Source organism: Acidovorax sp. BoFeN1, assembly GCF_003345135.1.
In the GTDB taxonomy this organism is placed as follows: Bacteria; Pseudomonadota; Gammaproteobacteria; order Burkholderiales; family Burkholderiaceae_C; genus Acidovorax; species Acidovorax defluvii.
Genome location: NZ_QOZT01000016.1, coordinates 1 through 19767, shown reverse-complemented (window position 1 = coordinate 19767; position 19767 = coordinate 1). Strand labels below are relative to the sequence as shown.

Annotated in this window: 16 protein-coding genes; 13 read left to right on the top strand and 3 right to left on the bottom strand. The window is 66.1% G+C overall.

Annotation, left to right across the window (positions count from 1 at the left end; genetic code table 11):
* Window positions 1-157: 157 nt before the first annotated feature.
* On the top strand, window positions 158-745 hold the full coding sequence (locus DTW89_RS06160) for a chalcone isomerase family protein (RefSeq protein ID WP_111866327.1): 588 nt from the start codon (window positions 158-160) through the stop codon (window positions 743-745).
* Window positions 746-966: 221 nt separating this feature from the next.
* Window positions 967-2622 (top strand): methyl-accepting chemotaxis protein, encoded by a 1656-nt coding sequence (locus DTW89_RS06155; protein ID WP_114655316.1) that lies wholly within the window; start codon window positions 967-969, stop codon window positions 2620-2622.
* 13 nt (window positions 2623-2635) lie between these two features.
* Here DTW89_RS06155 and gph read toward each other — a convergent pair whose 3' ends face one another.
* Both gph and rpe read right to left on the bottom strand, forming a co-directional pair.
* Window positions 2636-3325 (bottom strand): phosphoglycolate phosphatase, encoded by a 690-nt coding sequence (gph, locus tag DTW89_RS06150; protein ID WP_442858098.1) that lies wholly within the window; start codon window positions 3323-3325, stop codon window positions 2636-2638.
* 25 nt (window positions 3326-3350) lie between these two features.
* Window positions 3351-4034, bottom strand: a complete 684-nt coding sequence (rpe, locus tag DTW89_RS06145) for a ribulose-phosphate 3-epimerase (RefSeq protein WP_114655298.1) — start codon at window positions 4032-4034, stop codon at window positions 3351-3353.
* A gap of 29 nt (window positions 4035-4063) precedes the next feature.
* Here rpe and apaG point away from each other — a divergent pair, with 29 nt between their 5' ends.
* The 5 genes from apaG to thiL all read left to right on the top strand — a co-directional run bounded on the left by apaG (window position 4064) and on the right by thiL (window position 10068).
* Window positions 4064-4471: a Co2+/Mg2+ efflux protein ApaG gene (gene apaG, locus DTW89_RS06140; protein ID WP_114655297.1), complete on the top strand. Its 408-nt coding sequence runs from the start codon at window positions 4064-4066 to the stop codon at window positions 4469-4471.
* Complete coding sequence (locus tag DTW89_RS06135) at window positions 4468-6447, top strand: site-specific recombinase (protein WP_114655296.1); 1980 nt, start codon at window positions 4468-4470, stop codon at window positions 6445-6447. Before apaG ends, DTW89_RS06135 begins: the two co-directional genes overlap by 4 nt.
* A 168-nt stretch (window positions 6448-6615) precedes the next feature.
* On the top strand, window positions 6616-7872 hold the full coding sequence (locus DTW89_RS06130) for a cation:proton antiporter (protein WP_114655295.1): 1257 nt from the start codon (window positions 6616-6618) through the stop codon (window positions 7870-7872).
* On the top strand, window positions 7862-8983 hold the full coding sequence (locus tag DTW89_RS06125) for a YbdK family carboxylate-amine ligase (protein WP_024813250.1): 1122 nt from the start codon (window positions 7862-7864) through the stop codon (window positions 8981-8983). The genes DTW89_RS06130 and DTW89_RS06125 overlap by 11 nt, the downstream gene beginning before the upstream one ends.
* A 104-nt stretch (window positions 8984-9087) precedes the next feature.
* Window positions 9088-10068, top strand: a complete 981-nt coding sequence (gene thiL / locus DTW89_RS06120; RefSeq protein WP_114655294.1) for a thiamine-phosphate kinase — start codon at window positions 9088-9090, stop codon at window positions 10066-10068.
* On the opposite strand, the gene DTW89_RS06115 is transcribed toward thiL, so the two are convergent.
* Window positions 10050-10730 (bottom strand): TetR/AcrR family transcriptional regulator, encoded by a 681-nt coding sequence (locus tag DTW89_RS06115; RefSeq protein WP_114655293.1) that lies wholly within the window; start codon window positions 10728-10730, stop codon window positions 10050-10052. The two genes, thiL and DTW89_RS06115, sit on opposite strands and share 19 nt — an antisense overlap.
* A gap of 151 nt (window positions 10731-10881) precedes the next feature.
* On the opposite strand from DTW89_RS06115, the gene DTW89_RS06110 reads away from it, so the two are divergent.
* The 6 genes from DTW89_RS06110 to DTW89_RS06085 all read left to right on the top strand — a co-directional run bounded on the left by DTW89_RS06110 (window position 10882) and on the right by DTW89_RS06085 (window position 19675).
* Entirely contained in the window at window positions 10882-12627 is a 1746-nt protein-coding gene (locus DTW89_RS06110; protein ID WP_114655292.1) for an alpha/beta fold hydrolase, read from the top strand.
* 2 nt (window positions 12628-12629) lie between these two features.
* Window positions 12630-14084 carry an efflux transporter outer membrane subunit gene (locus tag DTW89_RS06105; RefSeq protein ID WP_114655291.1) on the top strand — a complete coding sequence of 485 codons (1455 nt, stop codon included), beginning with the start codon at window positions 12630-12632 and terminating at the stop codon, window positions 14082-14084.
* 20 nt (window positions 14085-14104) lie between these two features.
* On the top strand, window positions 14105-15178 hold the full coding sequence (locus DTW89_RS06100) for an HlyD family secretion protein (RefSeq protein WP_114655290.1): 1074 nt from the start codon (window positions 14105-14107) through the stop codon (window positions 15176-15178).
* Between the two features lie 3 nt (window positions 15179-15181).
* Window positions 15182-17959: a ribosome-associated ATPase/putative transporter RbbA gene (gene rbbA / locus DTW89_RS06095; protein WP_114655289.1), complete on the top strand. Its 2778-nt coding sequence runs from the start codon at window positions 15182-15184 to the stop codon at window positions 17957-17959.
* A gap of 2 nt (window positions 17960-17961) precedes the next feature.
* Complete coding sequence (locus tag DTW89_RS06090; protein WP_114655288.1) at window positions 17962-19092, top strand: ABC transporter permease; 1131 nt, start codon at window positions 17962-17964, stop codon at window positions 19090-19092.
* Between the two features lie 97 nt (window positions 19093-19189).
* Window positions 19190-19675 carry a universal stress protein gene (locus DTW89_RS06085; RefSeq protein WP_114655287.1) on the top strand — a complete coding sequence of 162 codons (486 nt, stop codon included), beginning with the start codon at window positions 19190-19192 and terminating at the stop codon, window positions 19673-19675.
* Window positions 19676-19767: the final 92 nt, after the last annotated feature.

Genomic DNA, 19767 nt, shown 5'->3' with positions numbered 1-19767 from the left:
GTGTAGCAAATGCGCGCCTCCAGGCCGACGAAAACGCGCACAGCCCTTGCCAGGCCTGTCCCTGGGAAAACCCCGATGCACGCCAGCGCCCACCAGCGCACAATTTGTTGCATTAAATGAACGGTCGTGCTTTTTCAGGATTTCTATGCGCAAAACAATGCATGCCCTTTTACTCGCAGCCGGCCTGTGCTGGGGTGCTGCAGCCACAGCTGCCGTCGCCGTTGAGCTGGCTGGCGTCAAGGTGGAGGATTCCGTCACCGTCAGCGGCACCAAGCTGCAACTCAACGGGGCTGGCATCCGTTACAAAGGCCCGTTCAAGGTGTATGTGGGCGACCTCTACACGACGCGCCGGGTGTCTTCGCTGGACGATCTGATTGCCGCACCCGGTCCCAAGCGGCTGTCCATGACGTTTTTGCGTGACATCAACTCCGCAGAGTTCGGCAAGTTGCTGACGCGCGGAATGGAAGACAACGTGAGCAAGCAGGAACTCTCCAAGATCATTCCCGGCATGATCAAAATGGGAGACATCTTTGCGGCCAACAAGTCGTTTGCGCCCGGCGATGTCTGCTCACTCGAATGGGACCCCGCCAAAGGACTGAGCGTCTACGCCAAGGGCAAGTTGCAGGCCGAGCCTTTCAAGGACCCTGCCTTTTATCGCGCCCTGATGTCCATCTGGTTTGGCAACACGCCGGCCGACTGGAAGCTCAAGGACGAGCTGCTGGGCGTCAAGCCGCAACCACAGTGACGCGCTTGTTGCGCCCTGGACTGAGCCTGCCCCCAAGGCAGGTTTTTTTACGCTTGGCCGCCCCGTTCGCCTGTCCGAAAGGCTTAAAGGATTGCACTAACAACCCGGCGACGCGCCCCGCACCACCCAGCTCCTGAAGCATTTTTAGCCGCAACACCAACGCCTGGGCAGGCTTGGTGGACCGCCCCCACCGCAGCCCCCTATCGCTTATCAAGGCCACCATGAAACTCAGCAACCTTCCCGTCGGCCTGCGTCTGGGCCTTTCTTTCGGCGCCATTCTGGTCATCACGGCGCTCATTGCGGCCATGGGCATGTGGCGCATTTCCAGCCTGCAGATGGCCAGCGAGAGGGTGGCCACCCAAGAGATTGAACAGCAGACGCTGGTGGAAGACTGGGCATCCGACATCCGGCTGAACTGGGTGCGCACCGAAGCGTTCCTCAAGGCCATCGATCGCGACTACATGGAAAAGCTGACGGCCGACACCCAGACCACGGCCACCAGCATGGAGAGCAAGGTCAAACGCATTGAGGGCCTGGTGCAGGATGACCAGGCGCGCGCCCTGCTGACAGCCATTGCCGCGGCGCGTGCCGCCTACAGCGACAAACTGAACGAGATCCGTGAACTGCACCGCGGCGGCGAGCCCAATGTGCCCGCCATGGTGGACACAGACCTGCGTCCCCTGGCCGACAGATACCTCGGGGCACTGGACGATCTGCGCAAAACCATGGCCACGCAGCTGGCCGACAGCCAGCGCGACACCAGCACCCTGGCCCGAGGCAGCCAGATGCTGCTGGGGGTGGGCACCCTGGTCGCGGTAGCGCTGGGCGCCTTGCTCGCCTGGACGGTGACACGATCCATCGTGCGTCCCGTGCAACTGGGCAGACAAGCTGCTGAGCGCATTGCCAACGGCGACCTCACCTGCCCCATTGCCTGCGACAGCCGCGACGAAACCGGCCAGTTGCTGCAGGCGCTGGCCACCATGCAATCACGCCTGGCGGCCATTGTGGGCAATGTGCGCAACAGCGCCGAGGGGGTTGCAACCGCCAGCGTGGAAATCGCCACAGGCAACAACGACCTCTCTGCCCGCACCGAGCAGCAGGCCAGCGCCCTGGAAGAAACCGCAGCCTCCATGGAAGAACTGGGTTCTACCGTGCGCCAGAACGCCGACAACGCGCGCCAGGCCAATCAGCTGGCCATGAGCGCGTCAACGGTGGCCGTGCAGGGTGGCGACGTGGTGGCTGAAGTGGTGGACACCATGAAGGGCATCAACGACAGCAGCAAGAAGATCGCCGACATCATTGGCGTGATCGATTCCATTGCGTTCCAGACCAACATCCTGGCGCTGAACGCAGCGGTGGAGGCCGCCCGCGCAGGCGAGCAGGGCCGAGGTTTTGCCGTGGTGGCCGGCGAAGTGCGCAGCTTGGCGGGCCGCAGTGCCGAGGCCGCCCGGGAAATCAAGAGCCTCATCGGCGCGAGCGTGGAACGGGTGGAACAAGGCACCCGGCTGGTGGACAAGGCCGGCACCACCATGACCGAAGTGGTCGCGTCCATCCGCCGCGTGACCGACATCATGGGAGAGATCAGCGCCGCCAGCAGCGAGCAAAGCTCGGGCGTCTCGCAGGTGGGCGAGGCCATCACCCAGATGGACCAGGCGACCCAACAAAACGCGGCCCTGGTGGAGCAAAGCGCCGCAGCCGCAGACGGTCTCAGGCTCCAGGCCGGGCAACTGGTCGACGCCGTTGCAGTGTTCAAGCTGGCCTCTGGCCTGCACACGCCCCTGGCGGCACCGGCGCAGCGCCGCCAGGCCGCTACGGCGGCAGCCCCCGCAGGGCACATTGGCTACAGCGGGCAAGCCGTCATCGGGGCAGGCGCCTGACGGGCACCCCGGCTCACGCCAGCAGCAACTCCAGCGAAGCCACGTACCCGTCTGCATCCACCGCCTGCGCCGGCAGGCCGTGGTTGTAGCCGTAGGTGACCAGCACCACAGGGCAGCCAGCAGCGCGAGCGGCCTGCGCATCGTTGGACGAGTCACCCACCATCAGCGTGCGGGCAGGCGCGGTTTGCAGGGCCTCGCAGGTTTTCAGCAACGGCAACGGGTCGGGCTTTTTTTTGTCAAAGCTGTCACCCCCGAAAACCTGCTCGAAATAGCCCTCCAGCCCCTTGGCGCGTAGCAACGGCAAAGCAAACGAAGTGGGCTTGTTGGTCAGGCATGCCAGACGCAGGCCAGCATGGCGCAGGGCCTGCAGGCCTGCCTCCACGCCGGGATAGACGCGCGCGTAGTGTCCATTGATGGCCAGATAGTGCCCCTGGTAGCTGGGCCAGGCATGGGCGTAGAGCGCTTCAATTTCAATAGCTGTAGGCGCTTTACCCATATGCTCTAACACGTGATTGAGCACTGAACGCAGCAAATGTTCAGAGCCCTTGCCCACCATGCGTTCGATGTGCTGCGCCGCAATGGGTGGCAGTTCCAGATCGCCCAGCATCCGGTTGAGGGCTTCGGCAAAGTCGCCCAAGGTGTCCACCATCGTGCCATCCAGGTCGATGATGGCGGCGTCGTAGCGGAGGTGGCTCAACTCCATGGCATTCATCACTCGCCCCGCAGCTTCAGCCAGCAAGCGCCCCGCGCATCGCGTCCACCACGCCCTTGTAATCGGGCTTGCCAAAAATCGCGCTGCCCGCCACAAAGGTGTCGGCACCCGCATCGGCCACGCGGCGGATGTTGTCGGCCTTGATGCCGCCATCCACTTCGAGACGGATGTCCTTGCCCGAGGCGTCGATGCGCTTGCGCACGGCTTCGATCTTGCGCAGGGCCGAGTCAATGAAGCTCTGGCCGCCAAAACCGGGGTTCACGCTCATGATGAGGATGAGGTCGATGTCGTCGATCACCCAGTCCAGCACATCCAGCGGTTCGGCCGGGTTGAACACGAGGCCGGGTTTGACGCCCTTGCTGCGAATGGCCTGGATGCTGCGGTGCACATGGCCCGAGGCGTCGGGGTGAAAGCTGATGTAATCGGCGCCCGCGTCGGCAAACGCGGCAGCCAGGGCGTCCACGGGCTGGATCATCAGGTGCACATCAACGGGCACCGCCACGCCGGCAGCCGTTTTGGCATGCGGCTTGAGGGCCTGGCAGACCATGGGGCCAAAGGTGAGGTTGGGCACGTAATGGTTGTCCATCACGTCGAAGTGAATCCAGTCGGCACCGGCGGCAATGACGCTGCGCACTTCTTCGCCCAAGCGGGCGAAATCGGCTGAGAGGATCGAGGGGGCAATGCGAAAAGGTCGGCTCATTGTCCGATTGTCGCAGTTACCATTCGCCCATGCCCAAGTACCAGTTTGAAGTGGAAGTACAGCCAGAGTACCTGCCGGAGCAGTCCTCCCCGGACTCTGGCGTCTTCAGCTTTGCCTACACCATCACCATCACCAATGCAGGCGAAGCGCCCGCCCAGCTGATCTCGCGCCACTGGATCATCAGTGACGCCCGGGGCCACACCGAAGAGGTCAAAGGCCTGGGCGTGGTGGGCCAGCAGCCTTTGCTCAAACCGGGCCAGTCGTTCCAGTACACCAGCGGTTGCGGTCTGCGCACCGCCAGTGGCACCATGCACGGCACGTTTTACTGCGTGGCAGAAGACGGCGAACCATTCAGCAGCCCGATCCCCTTGTTCGTGCTGGAGGCGACCGCCCCCGGAACCTCGGGTCAGCCCATGAACGGAAGGGTGCTGCATTGAAGCGGCCGGCCCCGGATTTGGCGGAGCTGCTGGCGGCCCTGGACCCGCACGCAGGACTTGGGCAGCGCCATGTATGGCTGATTGACCTGCTCGATTGGGTGCGTGGCGCGCGCGATTCGGTACCGGGTTCCACGTCCCGGGTCCAACTGTTTCTGGAAGCGGTCGAGGCGCGCCCCGATGTGCAGCGGCAGCTGCAAACCTGGTGGGCCACCCTGGTGGAGTCGGTGGACATCACCACGCTGCTGGCTGATTTTGGCTTTGCCAAGGACACGGCACTGCTCAGCGAAGCCGCAGAGCGACTGCGCAACAAGCTGCTGCCGCACAGCCCCGAAACCATTGACGCATCGGAGCTCTTCGTTCTGGCCCTGCCCAGTGCTTTCGATGCAAAGTGGCTCGGCGCACTGGACGAAGCCACGCTGAACCGGCTGGTAGCCCTGCTGACGCCACAAAGCCCTCAGGGCGCATCGCGCTGGCAGCACGCACTGCTGGACGCCATCACCTACTGCGCGGGGCAGATCCTCTCGACCGGCTTTGCGCCGGGGTTGCGCCTGCGCATGAGCGAATCGGCCCGCGAGTCGCAACCCTTTCATGCGCTGATCCGTGATGTGGAAAGCCTGCGCGTGGAAGTGTTGCATGCGCTGCGCACCCCCGACCGGCTGCAGGAGGCAGCCCGGCGACTGCGCGAGCGCCTGGAAGCCTGCCGTGCCGCCGCTGCCACCGTTTACACGCACTTTGAAGACAACGGAATTTCCGTGGACCTGGTGTTTCGGCTGCGCCAGTTGCGTGCGCGCATCCTGCGGGTGCGCGAGTTGCTCGACTGCCTGCTGTCCCCCCAGCCCGCCGTCACGGCGGCCCGCCTTCTGGCGCATCTGGTAGAGGTGGGGCAAGAGCGGCGCAGCCTGCGGGCGCTGCTGGCATCCAACTCGTCACTGCTGGCCGCCAAAGTGGCCGAGCGCAGCGCCGAGACGGGCGAACACTACATCACGCGCACGGTGGTCGAATACCGCTCCATGGTGAAGAAAGCCGCTGGCGGCGGCGCCGTGATGGCCTTCACCACGCTGGCCAAGTTTGCCCTTTACGCAATGGCGCTGTCGGCATTCTGGGGCGGCTTCTGGGCGGGGGCGAACTATGCCTTGAGCTTTGTGCTGGTGCAGTTGCTGCACTTCACCGTAGCCACCAAACAGCCGGCCATGACCGCCCCCGCCATGGCGGCCAAGCTCAAGGAGCTGGCCTCGGGCGAGGCCATTGAGTCGTTTGTCGATGAAGTCACCCACCTGGTGCGCTCACAGGTTGCAGCCGTGCTGGGCAATGTGCTGGTGGTGTACCCCCTGGTTCTGGGCCTGGCGCTGCTGATTGCATGGGCCAAGGGCTCGCCCGCCATCAGCACGAAAGAAGCCGGCCATGTGCTGGAGTCGCTGCATCTCCTGGGGCCGTCGCTGCTGTTCGCAGCATTCACGGGCGTGCTGCTGTTTGCCTCCAGCATCATCGCGGGCTGGACCGAAAACTGGTTTGTGCTGCACCGGCTCGACTCGGCCGTGCGCTACAACCCGCGCATCACGGCCCGGCTGGGCAAGGACCGCGCGGCGCGCTGGGCGCACTTTCTCCGCGAGAACCTGTCCGGCTTTGCCGCCAACATCTCGCTGGGCTTCATGCTCGGCCTGGTCCCGGCGTTTGCGGGGTTTTTCGGACTGGGGCTGGACGTGCGCCATGTCACACTGTCGTCGGGTCAACTGGGCGCGGCCACTGCTGCATTGGGCTGGGACATCGTTCAACAGAGTGCGTTCTGGTGGGCCGTCGCCACCATCCCCCTGCTGGGTGCGCTCAATGTCAGTGTGAGCTTTTACCTGGCTTTCCGCCTGGCACTGCGTGCCCACAACGTGAGCGGCGTGGACCGTTCACGTATCTATGCAGCAATGCGGCACCGCTTATTCAAGGCGCCGCTGAGCTTTTTCGTGCCTGAACGCCGGGCCGCCTGAGTCGGGCACCCCCGGCCTGCGAAAACACGGACGCTCCTGTCCTACAGGAGGTGCGCGTTTCCGCAGGTAAATTCAGGCAACTGCTGGGAAGGTCCGCGGCGTATCCATGCGCCCTGCCAGCCTTCCCTCCCACCGGGCGCTGCCCGTCTGATGGAGAGGACCCATGACATGAACGAAATCCTGAGCTTCTGGGCGCAGTGGCTGCGCCCTTCGGCCGGGTTACCCACCGTGCAATGGTCGCTGTTGCTGGCGGTGGCCGCCATCGCGGGTTATCTGTGCCAGCGCCACACGGGCCTGCCCAAAGTGGTGGGCTACTCCTTGGTGGGCACCGCAGCCGGTCTGGCCGGTTTCAGCGGAGCGGTGTGGCCACTGCAGGGCATCGGGCTCTTTTTGCTGGAACTGGGCATCTCCATTGTGCTGTTCGAATGCGGCGGGCGCATTCCGCTGCGCTGGTTTCGCCACAACCCCATGGTGCTGGTGCAGAGCATTGCCGAATCGGCGCTGACGTACTTCGCCGTCTATTGGGTGTTGGTGTGGCTGGACATGCCCGCGCATGTGGCCGGCCCGCTGGCCCTGGTGGCGCTGGCGGCTTCGCCCGCGGTGCTGACCCGCGTGGTGGCCGACACTCGCGCGGCAGGCCCGGTGACCGAGCGCGCCATCGTGCTCGCCACCCTGTCCACCCTGTATGCGCTGACGCTGGGCAGCGCCCGCGCCGAGCAGATCAACCGCCAGAGCATCACGCTGCTGGACACGGTGTATCCCGTGATGGTGGTGCTCGGTGTATCGATCATCGTCGCGGCCGTGCTGTCGCTGGTACTGCGCATGGCCTTGCGCTTCATGAGTCCCACCAGCGAAAACACCTCCATGCTGCTGCTGGCCCTGATCGCCGCCGCCACCGCCGTGGCCGCGCACATGGGTGGCTCTGCGCCCCTGGCGGCCCTGCTGGGCGGCATGCTGCTCAAGCAGCTCAACCCGCGCCCGTGGGCCTGGCCGCGCCAGCTGGGCAACGCCTCGTCGCTGCTCACCATGCTGATGTTCGTTCTGGTGTCCACGGTGGCGGCGCAGGCCGACTGGAGCGGCCCCGTGGCCGGCGTGGTGCTGGCACTGATCGCCGTGCGCCTGGTGGCCAAGGCCGTGGGCGTGGGACTGGGCAATGTGGGCAGCGGCGCGAGCTGGCGCCAGGCGCTGTGGGTGGGCTGCGCCATGACGCCCATGTCGTCCATCGCGTTGCTGATCGCCTCGCAGTTCGTGGTGGCATCGCCCTCCACGGGCCACCTGATCGCCCGCGTGGCACTGCCGGCCATTTTGCTGATGGAAGTGCTGGGCGCCGTGATCGCCACCGTGGCCATCTACCGCGCCGGCGAGAGTTCCAAACCTTGGGCCCCGCTGTCGCGCGGCGGCAATGGAGACCGCAGTGAGTCTTGAAGCCTTTACCCATTCCGAACCGCTGACGCTGGGCGTCGAGCTGGAACTGCAGCTCGTCAACACCCACGACTACGACCTGGCCCCCTACGCCGAAGACATGCTGCGCCTGATGAGCAAGGTGCCGCTGCCTGGCAGCGTGGTGCCCGAGATGACGAACAGCATGATCGAAATCTCCACCGGCATCTGCCATTCGGCCAGCGAGGTGCTGGGGCAGCTCAGCCCCATCCGCGACGCGCTGGTCAAAAGCGCGGACAAGCTCAACATTGCCGTGGTGGGCGGCGGCACGCACCCGTTCCAGCAGTGGCACGAGCGGCGCATCTACGACAAGCCACGCTTTCAGGAGCTGTCGCAGCTGTATGGCTACCTTTCCAAGCAGTTCACCATCTTTGGCCAGCATGTACACATTGGCTGCCCCGATGCCGACGCCGCGCTCCTGATGCTGCACCGCATGTCGCGCTACATCCCGCATTTCATTGCGCTGTCGGCCTCCAGCCCCTACGTGCAGGGACAGGACACGGCGTTCGACTCGGCGCGGCTCAACTCGGTGTTCGCGTTTCCCCTGTCGGGCCGCGCGCCGTTTGCACTGACCTGGGACGATTTCACCACCTACTTCAACAAGATGACCCGCACCGGTGTGGTCAAGAGCATGAAGGACTTTTACTGGGACATCCGCCCCAAGCCCGAGTTCGGCACCATCGAGATCCGGGTGTTCGACACGCCACTGACCATCGAGCGTGCCGCCGCGCTGGCTGGCTTCGTGCAGTCGCTCGGCGCGTGGTTCCTGAACGCGCAACCCTTCATGCCCCAGGAGGACGACTACCTCGTCTACACCTACAACCGCTTCCAGGCCTGCCGTTTTGGCATGGACGCCGTGTATGTCGACCCTGCCACCGGCGACCACATGCCGCTGCGCGACCATATCCGCATGACCATGGACCAGATCGCAGGACACGCGGCCATGCAAGGCGCTTCCAACGCCATGCACATGCTGCGCACCGAAACCGAAGCCGGACAGAACGACGCCCGCTGGCTGCGCGAGCGCCAGCGCGAAGAACAGCTGCTGGCTGAAGTCAGCCGCCAGGCCGCATTGCGTTTTCGAGGCACCAACTGACCCGCCCGATGCCACTGTGCACAAGGTGCGGCGGCGGGTAACCGGCCAAGCCTGCGCCACCGCGCCGATGCCCGGATGCGCGACACCCCGCACAATCCATACCCATGGGTGAATTCGATCTGATCGCACGCTATTTCACGCGGCCTGTGCACCGCGCCACGCTGGGCGTGGGCGACGACTGCGCGCTGCTGGCGCCCGCCCCGGGCATGCAGCTGGCTGTCTCCAGCGACATGCTGGTGGAAGGCCGCCACTTCTTTGTCGACGTGTCCCCGGAGCGCCTGGGCCACAAGGCGCTGGCAGTGAACCTGTCGGACCTGGCGGCCTGCGGCGCACGCCCACTCGCGTTCACGTTGGCGTTGTCGCTGCCCAGGGTGGACGAGGCCTGGCTTGCAGGCTTTTCGCGCGGGCTGCTGGCCCTGGCCGACGCGCACAGCTGCGAGCTGGTAGGCGGCGACACCACGCAAGGCCCGCTCAATATCTGCATCACCGTGTTTGGGGAGGTGCCCGCAGGCCAGGCCTTGCTGCGCAGCGGCGCGCGGCCCGGCGACGACATCTATGTCAGCGGCACGCTGGGCGATGCCCGGCTGGCGCTGGAGGCATTGCAAGGGCACATCACCCTGCCCGCCGATGTGCTGGCCGCCGCCCGCCTGCGCCTGGAGCAACCCACACCCCGCGTGGCACTGGGCCAGGCGCTGCGCGGCGTGGCCAGCAGTGCCCTGGATGTGAGCGACGGGCTGCTCGGCGACCTGGGCCACATCCTGCGCGCCTCGGGAACAGGTGCCTGCATCGATACCTCAATTACTACTTATTTGATAGCTATTAGCGCTTTACCTATAAGCGCTAGAGGCAAATTTGACCCTGAACTGCTCCACCAGTGCACTCTGGCCGGGGGCGATGACTACGAACTGGCTTTCACCGCCCCGGTGGCCCGGCGCGCCGCAGTGGCCGCTGCATCACTGGCCAGCAGCACACCCGTCACGCGCATCGGCCGCATCGAGGCCGAACCCGGCCTGCGGCTGGTGGACGCACAAGGCCAGCCCGTGGTGCAGCGCTACGCATCGTTCGATCACTTCGCCGCGGGCTGAAGCGGCGGCAGGATTCGGGATGCAGGGTCCAGCAGTTCGCACAGCAGGGCGACATGGCCCTGGCGGTAATGCGCAAGTTCTTGTGGGTCCGCATCGCCCAGCACCACCTGCGACAGCAGGGCATGCACCACCGGCGACACCACCAGCCACGGCTCTTGCGTGATCACGCTGGGAACCCACCCCTCCTGCACGGCGTGGGCACGCAGAATGTCGCCCAGCAAAGTCAGATGGGGCTGCACCACGTTGCGCTTCCATAAGGCAACGAGGTGCGGCACACGCGCACTTTCAGCCACCAGCAGGCGCAGCGTGGCCACCGCGCCAGGGCGGCCCAGCGAGTCATAGAGCTTGTCCACCACCCACTGCGCCAGCGGCCGTATGCCGTTGCCCAGCACCGGCATCTGCCCAAAGTCGGGTGGCGCGAGCGAACGGGTCAGCAGTGCCTCGAACACTTCCTCCTTGCCCGCGAAATGGGCGTAGAGGCCGCCTTTGGAGAGCCCGCAGCGGCGCGCGATGTCATCCATCCGGGCTGCGGCAAAGCCCCGCTCGGAGAATTCGACCAGCGCGGCGTCCAGAATCTGCAGCACACGCACCTCGGGGGGCAGGCGCTGTCGCAGCGGCACGACGGCCGGGGCCGCGCCTGAGGGTGGCAGTTGCTGGGTCATCGTTTTGTCTCGCGTTCTGGCTATACTCCGCATTATTATCCACCGACCAGTCGGTAAGCAGATAAAATTGATACATCTCAAGTCACTCATCGTCTGGCCTGCGTAAAGTGCAACGGCACCATCGGCCCGCTTTTCATCTGGGACTCCATTCATGCCAACCCCTGCGAACACCTCCCTGTCCATGGCCGAACGGCTCGACCCCACCGTGCACGCGGCTATTGCGCGCAGCGTTGCGTCGCTGTCCCACGCCTCCGCCCTGATGGCGGGCAGCGACTGGGCCCTGCATCTGGCCGCCTCACCAGGCAAGTGCATGGACCTGGCGCACCTGGCGCTGCGGCAGGGGCAGGAATTGGCCGCCTATGCCCAGGCACGAATGGCTGCCGGCCCTGACAAAAAAGCCCGCCATGCCGTGGCGACCCCTGCCCAGGACCGGCGTTTTGCCGACCCCGCATGGCAGCAGTGGCCGTTCAACCTCGTGCACCAGTCCTTTGTGCTCACCGAGCAATGGTGGGCCGCCGCAACGCATGGCGTCTGGGGTGTGGACAAGCACCACGAAGACATGGTGGCCTTCGCGGCCCGGCAGTTTCTCGATGTGTTCTCGCCCGGCAACCAGCTGGCCACTAATCCCGTGGTGCTGAACCGCACGCTGGCGCAAGGTGGTGCCAACCTGGCGCGTGGCGCGCTCCATCTGCTGGACGACGCCCGGCGCCATGCCGCAGGCATGCCGCCCGCTGGCGCCGAGAATTTTGTGGTCGGCCGCGACGTGGGCATCACCCCCGGCAAGGTGGTGCTGAAGAACCGCGTGATGGAACTGATCCAGTACACGCCCACCGCCAAAGCCGTGCACCCCGAGCCGATCCTGATCGTGCCGGCGTGGATCATGAAGTACTACATCCTCGATTTGTCGCCCCACAACTCGCTCATCAAGTATCTGGTGGACCAGGGGCACACGGTGTTTTGCATCTCCTGGATCAACCCGGGCGCAGAGGACCGTGACCTGGGCATGGATGATTACCTGGACCAGGGTTTTCACGCCGCACTGAACGCTATCAACACCATCGTGCCCCAGGCCAAGGTGCACGCCGCCGGCTACTGCCTGGGTGGCACGCTGCTGGCGATTGCGGCCGCCGCCATGGCGCGCGACGGGGATGAGCGCCTGGCCTCCATGACGATGTTCGCGGCGCAGACCGACTTCACCGAGCCAGGCGAACTGGCCCTGTTCATCGACAACAGCCAGATCAGCCTGCTGGAAGCGGAAATGGCCGAGACCGGCTACCTCACGGGGGCCCAGATGGCCGGCGCGTTCCAGATGCTGCGCTCCTATGACCTGCTGTGGTCGCGCCTGGTCAACGAATACCTGCTGGGCGAGCGGGCCCCCATGAACGACCTGATGGCCTGGAATGCCGACACCACGCGCATGCCCGCCAAGATGCACTCGCAGTACCTGCGTCGGCTGTTCCTCGACGATGACCTCAGCGAGGGCCGCTACCCGGTGGGCGGCAAGCCCGTGACGCTGGGCGACATCACCTTGCCCACATTCATGGTGGGCACCGTCACCGACCACGTGGCGCCCTGGCGCTCGGTCTTCAAGCTGCAGCAGCTGAGCCCCGCCGAAAACACCTTCGTGCTCACCAGTGGCGGCCACAACGCAGGCATCGTCAGCCCGCCCGGCAACCCGCGCCGGCATTTCCAGATGCTGACCCGCCCGGCAGGCGGCAACTACCTGCCGCCCGACGCGTGGCTGGCCGCTGCCACGGACACACCCGACTCCTGGTGGCCCGCCTGGCTGGCATGGCTCAAGGCGCGCTCGGGCACCCCGGTCAAACCGCCCCGCGCAGGCGCTACCGCCTACCCTCCCGTGGGTGACGCCCCCGGCTCCTACGTGCTGGAAAAATAGCCATGGCCATGCCCCCTGCAACGGCCCGCCGCGCTGCTTGTGCCTTGGCGGCCGCCGCCACGCTGGTGCTCGCCGGTTGCGCATCGATGGCGCCGCCGCTTGAGACGCCCACCCTGCCAGTGCCCGCGCACTACACCATGCCGGGCGCTGACACCGGCACCCCGGCCGCCACCACCGGCTGGCGCGACTATTTCACCGACCCGCGCCTGCAGGCCCTGATTGCGCAGGCGCTGGAGAACAACCGCGATCTGCGCACCACCGCGCTGCGCGTGCAGGAGGCGCGGGCCGCCTATGGCATCCAGCGCGCCGACATGCTGCCCACCCTGGGGGCCCAGGCCGGCATGGACCGCTCGCGTGTGCCAGCCGACCTGAACCTGACGCGCCAGCCCTTGCTGGGCAGCCAGTACCAGGCTGGCGTGGGCCTGGCCAGCTGGGAAATCGATTTCTGGGGGCGCGTGCGCAGCCTGAACGACGCGGCCCTGCAAAACTACCTGGCCAGCGATGCGGCCCGGCGCGCCGTCACGCTGGGTCTGATCGCACAGGTCGCCCAAAGTGAACTGGCGCTGCGTGAGCTGGAGGAGCGCCTGCTGCTGGCGCACCAGGCCATCGCCAGCCGCAAGGAAAGCCTGCGCATATTTCAGCGGCGCGTGGACGTCGGGTCCGCATCGCGGTTGAACCTTACCCAGGTGCAAACGCTGCTCTCGCAGGCCGAGGCACTGGGCGCCCAGCTGGAGCAGGCCCGCGCTCAGCAGGCCAACGCCCTGGCGCTGCTGGTGGGTGCGCCGGTGGGGCCAACACCTGCCACCGTGCGCCTGGACACCCTGCAGATGCCGCCACTGCGCGTGGGCCTGCCGTCCGACCTGCTGGCCCAGCGCCCGGACATCATGGCGGCCGAGCACCAGCTCAGGGCGGCCAGCGCGCAGATCGGCGCAGCGCGAGCGGCGTTTTTCCCGCGCGTGGCCCTCACGGGCTCGCTGGGCACCGCCAGCGCCGAACTGGGTGGCCTGTTTGACAGCGACAGCCAGGCCTGGACGTTCTCGCCCAGCATTTCGCTGCCCCTGTTCAACGCCGGGCGCCTGCGCAACAACCTCAACCTGACCGAGGTGCGCCGCGACATTGCCGTGGCCAACTACGAGAAAACCGTGCAGGGCGCGTTCCGCGATGTGTCCGACGCGCTGGTGGCGCGCCAGTCTCTGGCTGGCCAGCTGGCGATTGCCCAGAGTGCGCAGGCCGCCCAAAGCGAGCGCGCGCGCCTGTCCCAGTTGCGCTACGACCATGGCGCCGCCGCCTTCCTGGAAGTGCTGGATGCCCAGCGCGACCTGCTGGTGGCCGAGCAGCAGGTGGTGCAGATGCGCCGTGCCCTGTTGTCCAGCCAGGTCAGCCTGTATGCCGCGCTCGGTGGTGGCGCGCTGGCCGCGCCCGCCACCGACATCACGCCAACACGTCCCGCTCCCTGAGCCAGCACCCTTCAAGCACCATGAACTCCACCCTCAAGAACCGGCTGATTTTCCTGGCCATTGCGGTCGCCGTGGTGGCCGCAGGCGCCTACGCCTGGACCACGCTGCGCCCACAGGGCCCCGGCGACGGCCTTGTCAGCGGCAATGGCCGCATCGAAGCCACCGAAATCGACGTGGCGGCCAAGCTGGGCGGCCGCGTGCAGAGCATTGTGGTCAAGGAGGGTGAATTCGTCACCGCCGGCCAGACCCTGGCCCACATGCAGATCGACACGCTCGAAGCCTCACGCGACGAAGCCCGGGCACGCCAGCAGCAGGCCGTGGCCGCCGTGGCCAGCGCCCAGGCCCAGGTGGCCGTGCGCGAAAGCGACCGCCAGGCCGTTCTGGCCCTGGTGGCGCAGCGCCAGAGCGAGCTCGATGCGGCGCAACGGCGCCTGGCACGCTCGCAGACGCTGGTGCGCGAAGGCGCGTCGTCGGACCAGGAGGTGGATGACGATCGCGCCCGTGAACGCAGCCTGCAGGCGGCCGTGGTGGCGGCCAAGGCCCAGGCCGACGCCGCCCAGGCCGCCATCACCGCCGCACACACCCAGGTGGCCAGCGCGCGCGCCGCCGTGACGGCTGCAGAAGCCTCGGTGGCGCGCATCAAGGCCGACATCGACGACAGCGCGCTGGTTGCCCCGCGCAGCGGCCGCGTGCAATACCGCATTGCCCAGCCCGGTGAGGTGATCGGCGGTGGCGGCAAGGTGCTCAATCTGGTGGACCTGTCCGATGTCTATATGACCTTCTTTCTGCCCGAAACCGTGGCAGGCCAGCTGGCATTGGGCAGCGAGGTGCGCATCGTGCTCGATGCGGCGCCGCAACTGGTGATTCCGGCCCAGGTGTCGTTCGTGGCCAGCACCGCGCAATTCACCCCCAAGACCGTGGAAACCGCCAGCGAGCGGCAAAAGCTGATGTTCCGCGTCAAGGCGCAGATTGCACCCGAATTGCTGCAAAAGCATGTGCAGCTGGTCAAGACCGGTTTGCCCGGCATGGCATGGCTCAAGCTCGACGCGTCCACCCCCTGGCCGGCGCATCTGGCCGTGAAGCTGCCGGAGTAGGGCGTGGCAGCAGCTTCCCCCTGCGTGGCCCAGCTGGCCGATGTGGGCCTGCGCTATGGCAAGACCGTGGCGCTGGCGGGCATCCAGCTGGACCTGCCGGCCCAGCGCATGGTCGGGCTTATCGGGCCGGACGGCGTGGGCAAATCCAGCCTGCTGGCACTGTTGGCGGGCTCCCGGGCTCTGCAGCAGGGCAGCCTGCAGGTGCTGGGCGGCGACATGCGCAGCAAGCAGCACCGCAATGCGGTCTGCCCGCGCATTGCCTACATGCCGCAAGGCCTGGGGAAAAACCTGTACCCCACGCTGTCGGTGGAAGAAAACCTGCAGTTCTTCGCCCGCCTGTTTGGTCACAACGCAGCCGAGCGGCGCCGGCGCATCGATCACCTCACGCACAGCACCGGTCTGCAGCCCTTTCTGGCGCGCCCGGCAGGCAAGCTTTCGGGTGGCATGAAGCAAAAGCTGGGGCTTTGCTGCGCACTGATCCACGACCCCGACCTGCTGATACTGGACGAACCCACCACCGGCGTGGATCCGCTGGCGCGTGCCCAGTTCTGGGATTTGATTGCCAGCATCCGCCTGGAGCGCCCGCAGATGAGCGTGGTGGTGGCCACCGCCTACATGGACGAAGCCCAGCGCTTTGACTGGCTGGTGGCCATGGACGATGGCCAGGTGCTGGCCACCGGCACACCCCACGAATTGCTGGAACGCACCGGCACCCGCAACCTCGAGGCCGCCTTCATCGGGCTGCTGCCCGAAGCCAAAAAACGCGGCCACCAGCCCGTGGAGATCACACCGCTGGCGCTGGGCGACAACGCCGAGGTCGCCATCGAGGCGCAAGGTCTGACCATGCGCTTTGGCGACTTCGTGGCCGTGGACCATGTGGATTTCCGCATCCGCCGCGGCGAGATTTTTGGTTTTCTCGGCTCGAACGGCTGCGGCAAGTCCACCACCATGAAAATGCTCACCGGCCTCTTGCCGGCCAGCGAGGGCGATGCCTGGCTGTTTGGCCAGAAAGTGAACCCCAAAGACATCGAAACCCGCCGCCGCGTGGGCTACATGTCGCAGGCGTTCTCGCTGTATAGCGAGCAGACCGTGCGGCAGAACCTGGTGCTGCACGCGCGCCTGTTCCATGTGCCCGAGGCCCAGGTGCAGGGGCGCGTGCAGGCCATGGTCGAGCGCTTTGGCCTGCACGACGAGATCGACAGCCTGCCCGACGCCCTGCCTCTGGGGCTGCGCCAGCGTCTGTCGCTGGCGGTGGCCATGGTGCACCAGCCCGAGCTGCTGATCCTGGACGAGCCCACCTCGGGTGTTGACCCGGTGGCGCGCGACAACTTCTGGCGCCTGCTGATCGAGCTGTCGCGGCGCGACCGGGTCACGATCTTCATCTCCACGCACTTCATGAACGAGGCCGAGCGCTGCGACCGTATCTCGCTCATGCACGCCGGCAAGGTGCTGGTCAGTGCCAAGCCGGCAGACATTGCCATGCAGCGCGGCGCGGGCTCGCTGGAGCAAGCCTTCATTGCCTACCTGGAAGACGCCTCGGGCACCCGGCGGGCCGTGCCCGCTGAAAGCACGCCAGCGCCCGCTACCACGGCCACCTCCACCGAAGCTGCACCCGCACGGCACACCGAGCCCCCTGCCGCGCCGCCGAGCCGGAGTTTCTTCAGCCTGGGGCGCGCCCTGAGCTACATGTGGCGCGAAACGCTGGAGCTGCAGCGCGACCCGGTGCGCGCCACGCTGGCGCTGCTGGGCACCGCCCTGCTGATGTTCATCATTGGCTACGGCATCAGCATGGACGTCGAAGACCTTAGCTATGCGGTGCTGGACCAGGACCAGACCACGCTGAGCCAGAACTACACGCTCAACCTCGCGGGTTCGCGCTACTTCATCGAAAAGCCGCCCCTTCGCAGCCACGCAGAGCTGGACCAGCGCATGCGCAGCGGCGAGCTGGCCCTGGCCATCGAGATTCCACCGGGCTTCGCGCGCGACCTGCAACATGGCCGATCCGTGCAGGTGGCGGCCTGGGTCGATGGCGCCATGCCCATGCGCGCGGAAACCGTGCGCGGCTACGTCGGCGCCATGCACCAGATGTGGCTGGCCGACCAGGCAAAACACCGGCTGGGCGTGCAGCTGGCGGCGGCCAGCTCGGTCGAGACCCGCTTTCGCTACAACCCCGATGTGAAAAGCCTGCCCGCCATGGTGCCAGCCGTTATTCCGCTGCTGCTGATGCTGATACCAGCCATGCTCACGGCGCTGTCGGTGGTGCGCGAAAAGGAGCTGGGCTCGATCATCAACCTGTATGTCACGCCCGTCACGCGGGCCGAGTTTCTGCTGGGCAAGCAGTTCCCCTACATCGTGCTGGCCATGTTCAACTTCCTGCTCATGACCGCGATGGCCGTCACGGTGTTTGATGTGCCACTCAAGGGCAGCTTTGCCACGCTGGCGCTCGCGGCACTGGTGTTCGTGGTGTCGTCCACGGGCATTGGCCTGCTGGCCTCGACCTTTACGCGCAGCCAGATTTCGGCGATGTTCGTCACCATGATCGGCACGCTGATCCCGTCCGTCCAGTATGCGGGGCTGATCAACCCGGTGTCTTCGCTCGAAGGCGTGGGCGCCTTTGTTGGCCGCATTTTCCCGGCGACGCATTTCCTGACCATCAGCCGGGGCGTTTTCAGCAAGGCACTGGACCTGGGCAGCCTGCTGCCTTCGTTCTGGCCCTTGCTGATCGCAGCGCCGGTGATCGTCGGCACAGCCATACTGCTGCTGCGCAAGCAGGAGTCCTGAACATGCACGCCGCTTCCCTTGCCAACGTCTGGCGCCTGGGCATCAAGGAACTGTGGAGCCTGGTGCGCGACCCCATGATGCTGGTGCTGATCGTCTACACCTTCACCGTGTCGATCTACGTGGCCGCCACGGCCATGCCCGAGAGCCTGCACAAGGCCGCCATCGCCATCGTGGACGAGGACGACTCGCCCCTTTCGGCGCGCATCGTGGGCAGCTTCTATCCGCCGCAATTCATCACCCCGCGCCTGATCACGCTGGCCGAGATGGATGCCGGCATGGACAAAGGCAACTACACCTTCGTACTCAACATTCCGCCCAACTTCCAGCGCGAGGTGCTGGCCGGTCTGGCCCCTGCGGTGCAGCTCAATGTGGATGCCACGCGCATGAGCCAGGCCTTCACCGGCAGCGGCTATATCCAGCAGATCGTGGCGGGCGAGGTGGGCGAGTTCGTGCAGCGCCACCGCGGCAATGCGCAGCTGCCGGTCGATCTGAACGTGCGCATGCGCTTCAATCCCAATCTGGAGCAGGCCTGGTTCGGCTCGCTGATGGAGATCATCAACAACGTCACCATGCTGTCCATCATCCTGACCGGCGCGGCGCTGATCCGCGAGCGCGAGCACGGCACCATCGAGCATTTGCTGGTCATGCCCGTGACGCCCGGCGAGATCATGCTGGCCAAGGTCTGGTCCATGGGGCTGGTGGTGCTGATCGCAGCGCTGGTGGCGCTGGTGGTGGTGGTGCAGGGCGCCCTGCAGGTGCCGGTGCAGGGCTCGGTGCTGCTGTTCATGGGGCTGGCGGCGCTGCACCTGTTTGCCACCACCTCCATGGGCATCTTCCTGGCCACCGTGGCCCGGTCCATGCCGCAGTTCGGCATGCTGCTGGTGCTGACCCTGCTGCCGCTGCAAATGCTGTCGGGCGGCGTCACGCCGCGCGAGAGCATGCCGGAATTCGTGCAGCAAGTGATGCTGGCCGCGCCGACCACGCACTTCGTCACCGCCGCACAGGCCATCCTGTACCGCGGTGCCGGCCTCGACAAGGTGTGGCCGCAATTGCTGGCCATATTGGTAATTGGCGGCGTGCTGTTCACTGCCGCCCTGGCCCGTTTTCGCAAAACCATCAGCCAGATGGCCTGACCTTTTTTTTCCGTTCCCCGGCGGGCTGTGCCAGACTGGTTTCATCCGCTTTCACCTGTTTTTGCCCCTATTTGCCCATCTTTGCAAGAGGCCCCTCATGTACGAAAAAATCCTGGTTCCGTTTGACGGCAGCCCCACCTCCGAACAAGCCCTGAAAGAAGCCGCCGGCCTGGCGCTGAAAATGGGTGCGCAGGTGCGGCTGCTGCACATCATCGATCCCCTGACACACGCGGTCGGTTTTGTGCGCCCAGAGGTCTACCAAAGCGACTTTCTCCCCGCCGCCATGAAGGGGGCCGAGACCATGCTGCGCAAGACCTGCGATCAGCTCACCGCGCAGGGCATCCAGGCCGAAATCCGGCTGCTGGAAAACCTGGACGCCCAGGTGGCACCGCTGGTGATCGACGAAGCCCGGCAATGGGGCGCCCGCCTGATCGTGCTGGGCACCCAGGGGCGGCGAGGCCTGGCGCGCATGTTCCTGGGCAGCGATGCCGAGCAAATTGCGCGCACCTCCCCCGTGCCGGTGCTGCTGGTGCGCCTGCCTGCAGCCGCGCCCGCCAACACGCAGCCCGGCGCGTCGGCCTGAGCGTGCAGCCGGCGCGGAGGTTGTGCCGTTGCGCCCGCCGCCGGGGCAAACGCGGCTGCTAGCATTCCCCCTTCTGATGCACCCCCCGAGGT

Bases quoted from the DNA above. Each gene is read 5' to 3' on its own strand.
- apaG (WP_114655297.1), top strand. From the start codon at position 4,064: ATGCCCAAGTACCAGTTTGAAGTGGAAGTACAGCCAGAGTACCTGCCG.
- DTW89_RS06105 (WP_114655291.1), top strand. From the start codon at position 12,630: ATGGCCATGCCCCCTGCAACGGCCCGCCGCGCTGCTTGTGCCTTGGCG.
- DTW89_RS06090 (WP_114655288.1), top strand. From the start codon at position 17,962: ATGCACGCCGCTTCCCTTGCCAACGTCTGGCGCCTGGGCATCAAGGAA.
- thiL (WP_114655294.1), top strand. From the start codon at position 9,088: ATGGGTGAATTCGATCTGATCGCACGCTATTTCACGCGGCCTGTGCAC.
- DTW89_RS06155 (WP_114655316.1), top strand. From the start codon at position 967: ATGAAACTCAGCAACCTTCCCGTCGGCCTGCGTCTGGGCCTTTCTTTC.
- DTW89_RS06110 (WP_114655292.1), top strand. From the start codon at position 10,882: ATGCCAACCCCTGCGAACACCTCCCTGTCCATGGCCGAACGGCTCGAC.
- DTW89_RS06085 (WP_114655287.1), top strand. From the start codon at position 19,190: ATGTACGAAAAAATCCTGGTTCCGTTTGACGGCAGCCCCACCTCCGAA.
- gph (WP_442858098.1), bottom strand. From the start codon at position 3,325: ATGGAGTTGAGCCACCTCCGCTACGACGCCGCCATCATCGACCTGGAT.
- DTW89_RS06130 (WP_114655295.1), top strand. From the start codon at position 6,616: ATGAACGAAATCCTGAGCTTCTGGGCGCAGTGGCTGCGCCCTTCGGCC.
- DTW89_RS06160 (WP_111866327.1), top strand. From the start codon at position 158: ATGCATGCCCTTTTACTCGCAGCCGGCCTGTGCTGGGGTGCTGCAGCC.
- rpe (WP_114655298.1), bottom strand. From the start codon at position 4,034: ATGAGCCGACCTTTTCGCATTGCCCCCTCGATCCTCTCAGCCGATTTC.
- DTW89_RS06100 (WP_114655290.1), top strand. From the start codon at position 14,105: ATGAACTCCACCCTCAAGAACCGGCTGATTTTCCTGGCCATTGCGGTC.
- DTW89_RS06115 (WP_114655293.1), bottom strand. From the start codon at position 10,730: ATGACCCAGCAACTGCCACCCTCAGGCGCGGCCCCGGCCGTCGTGCCG.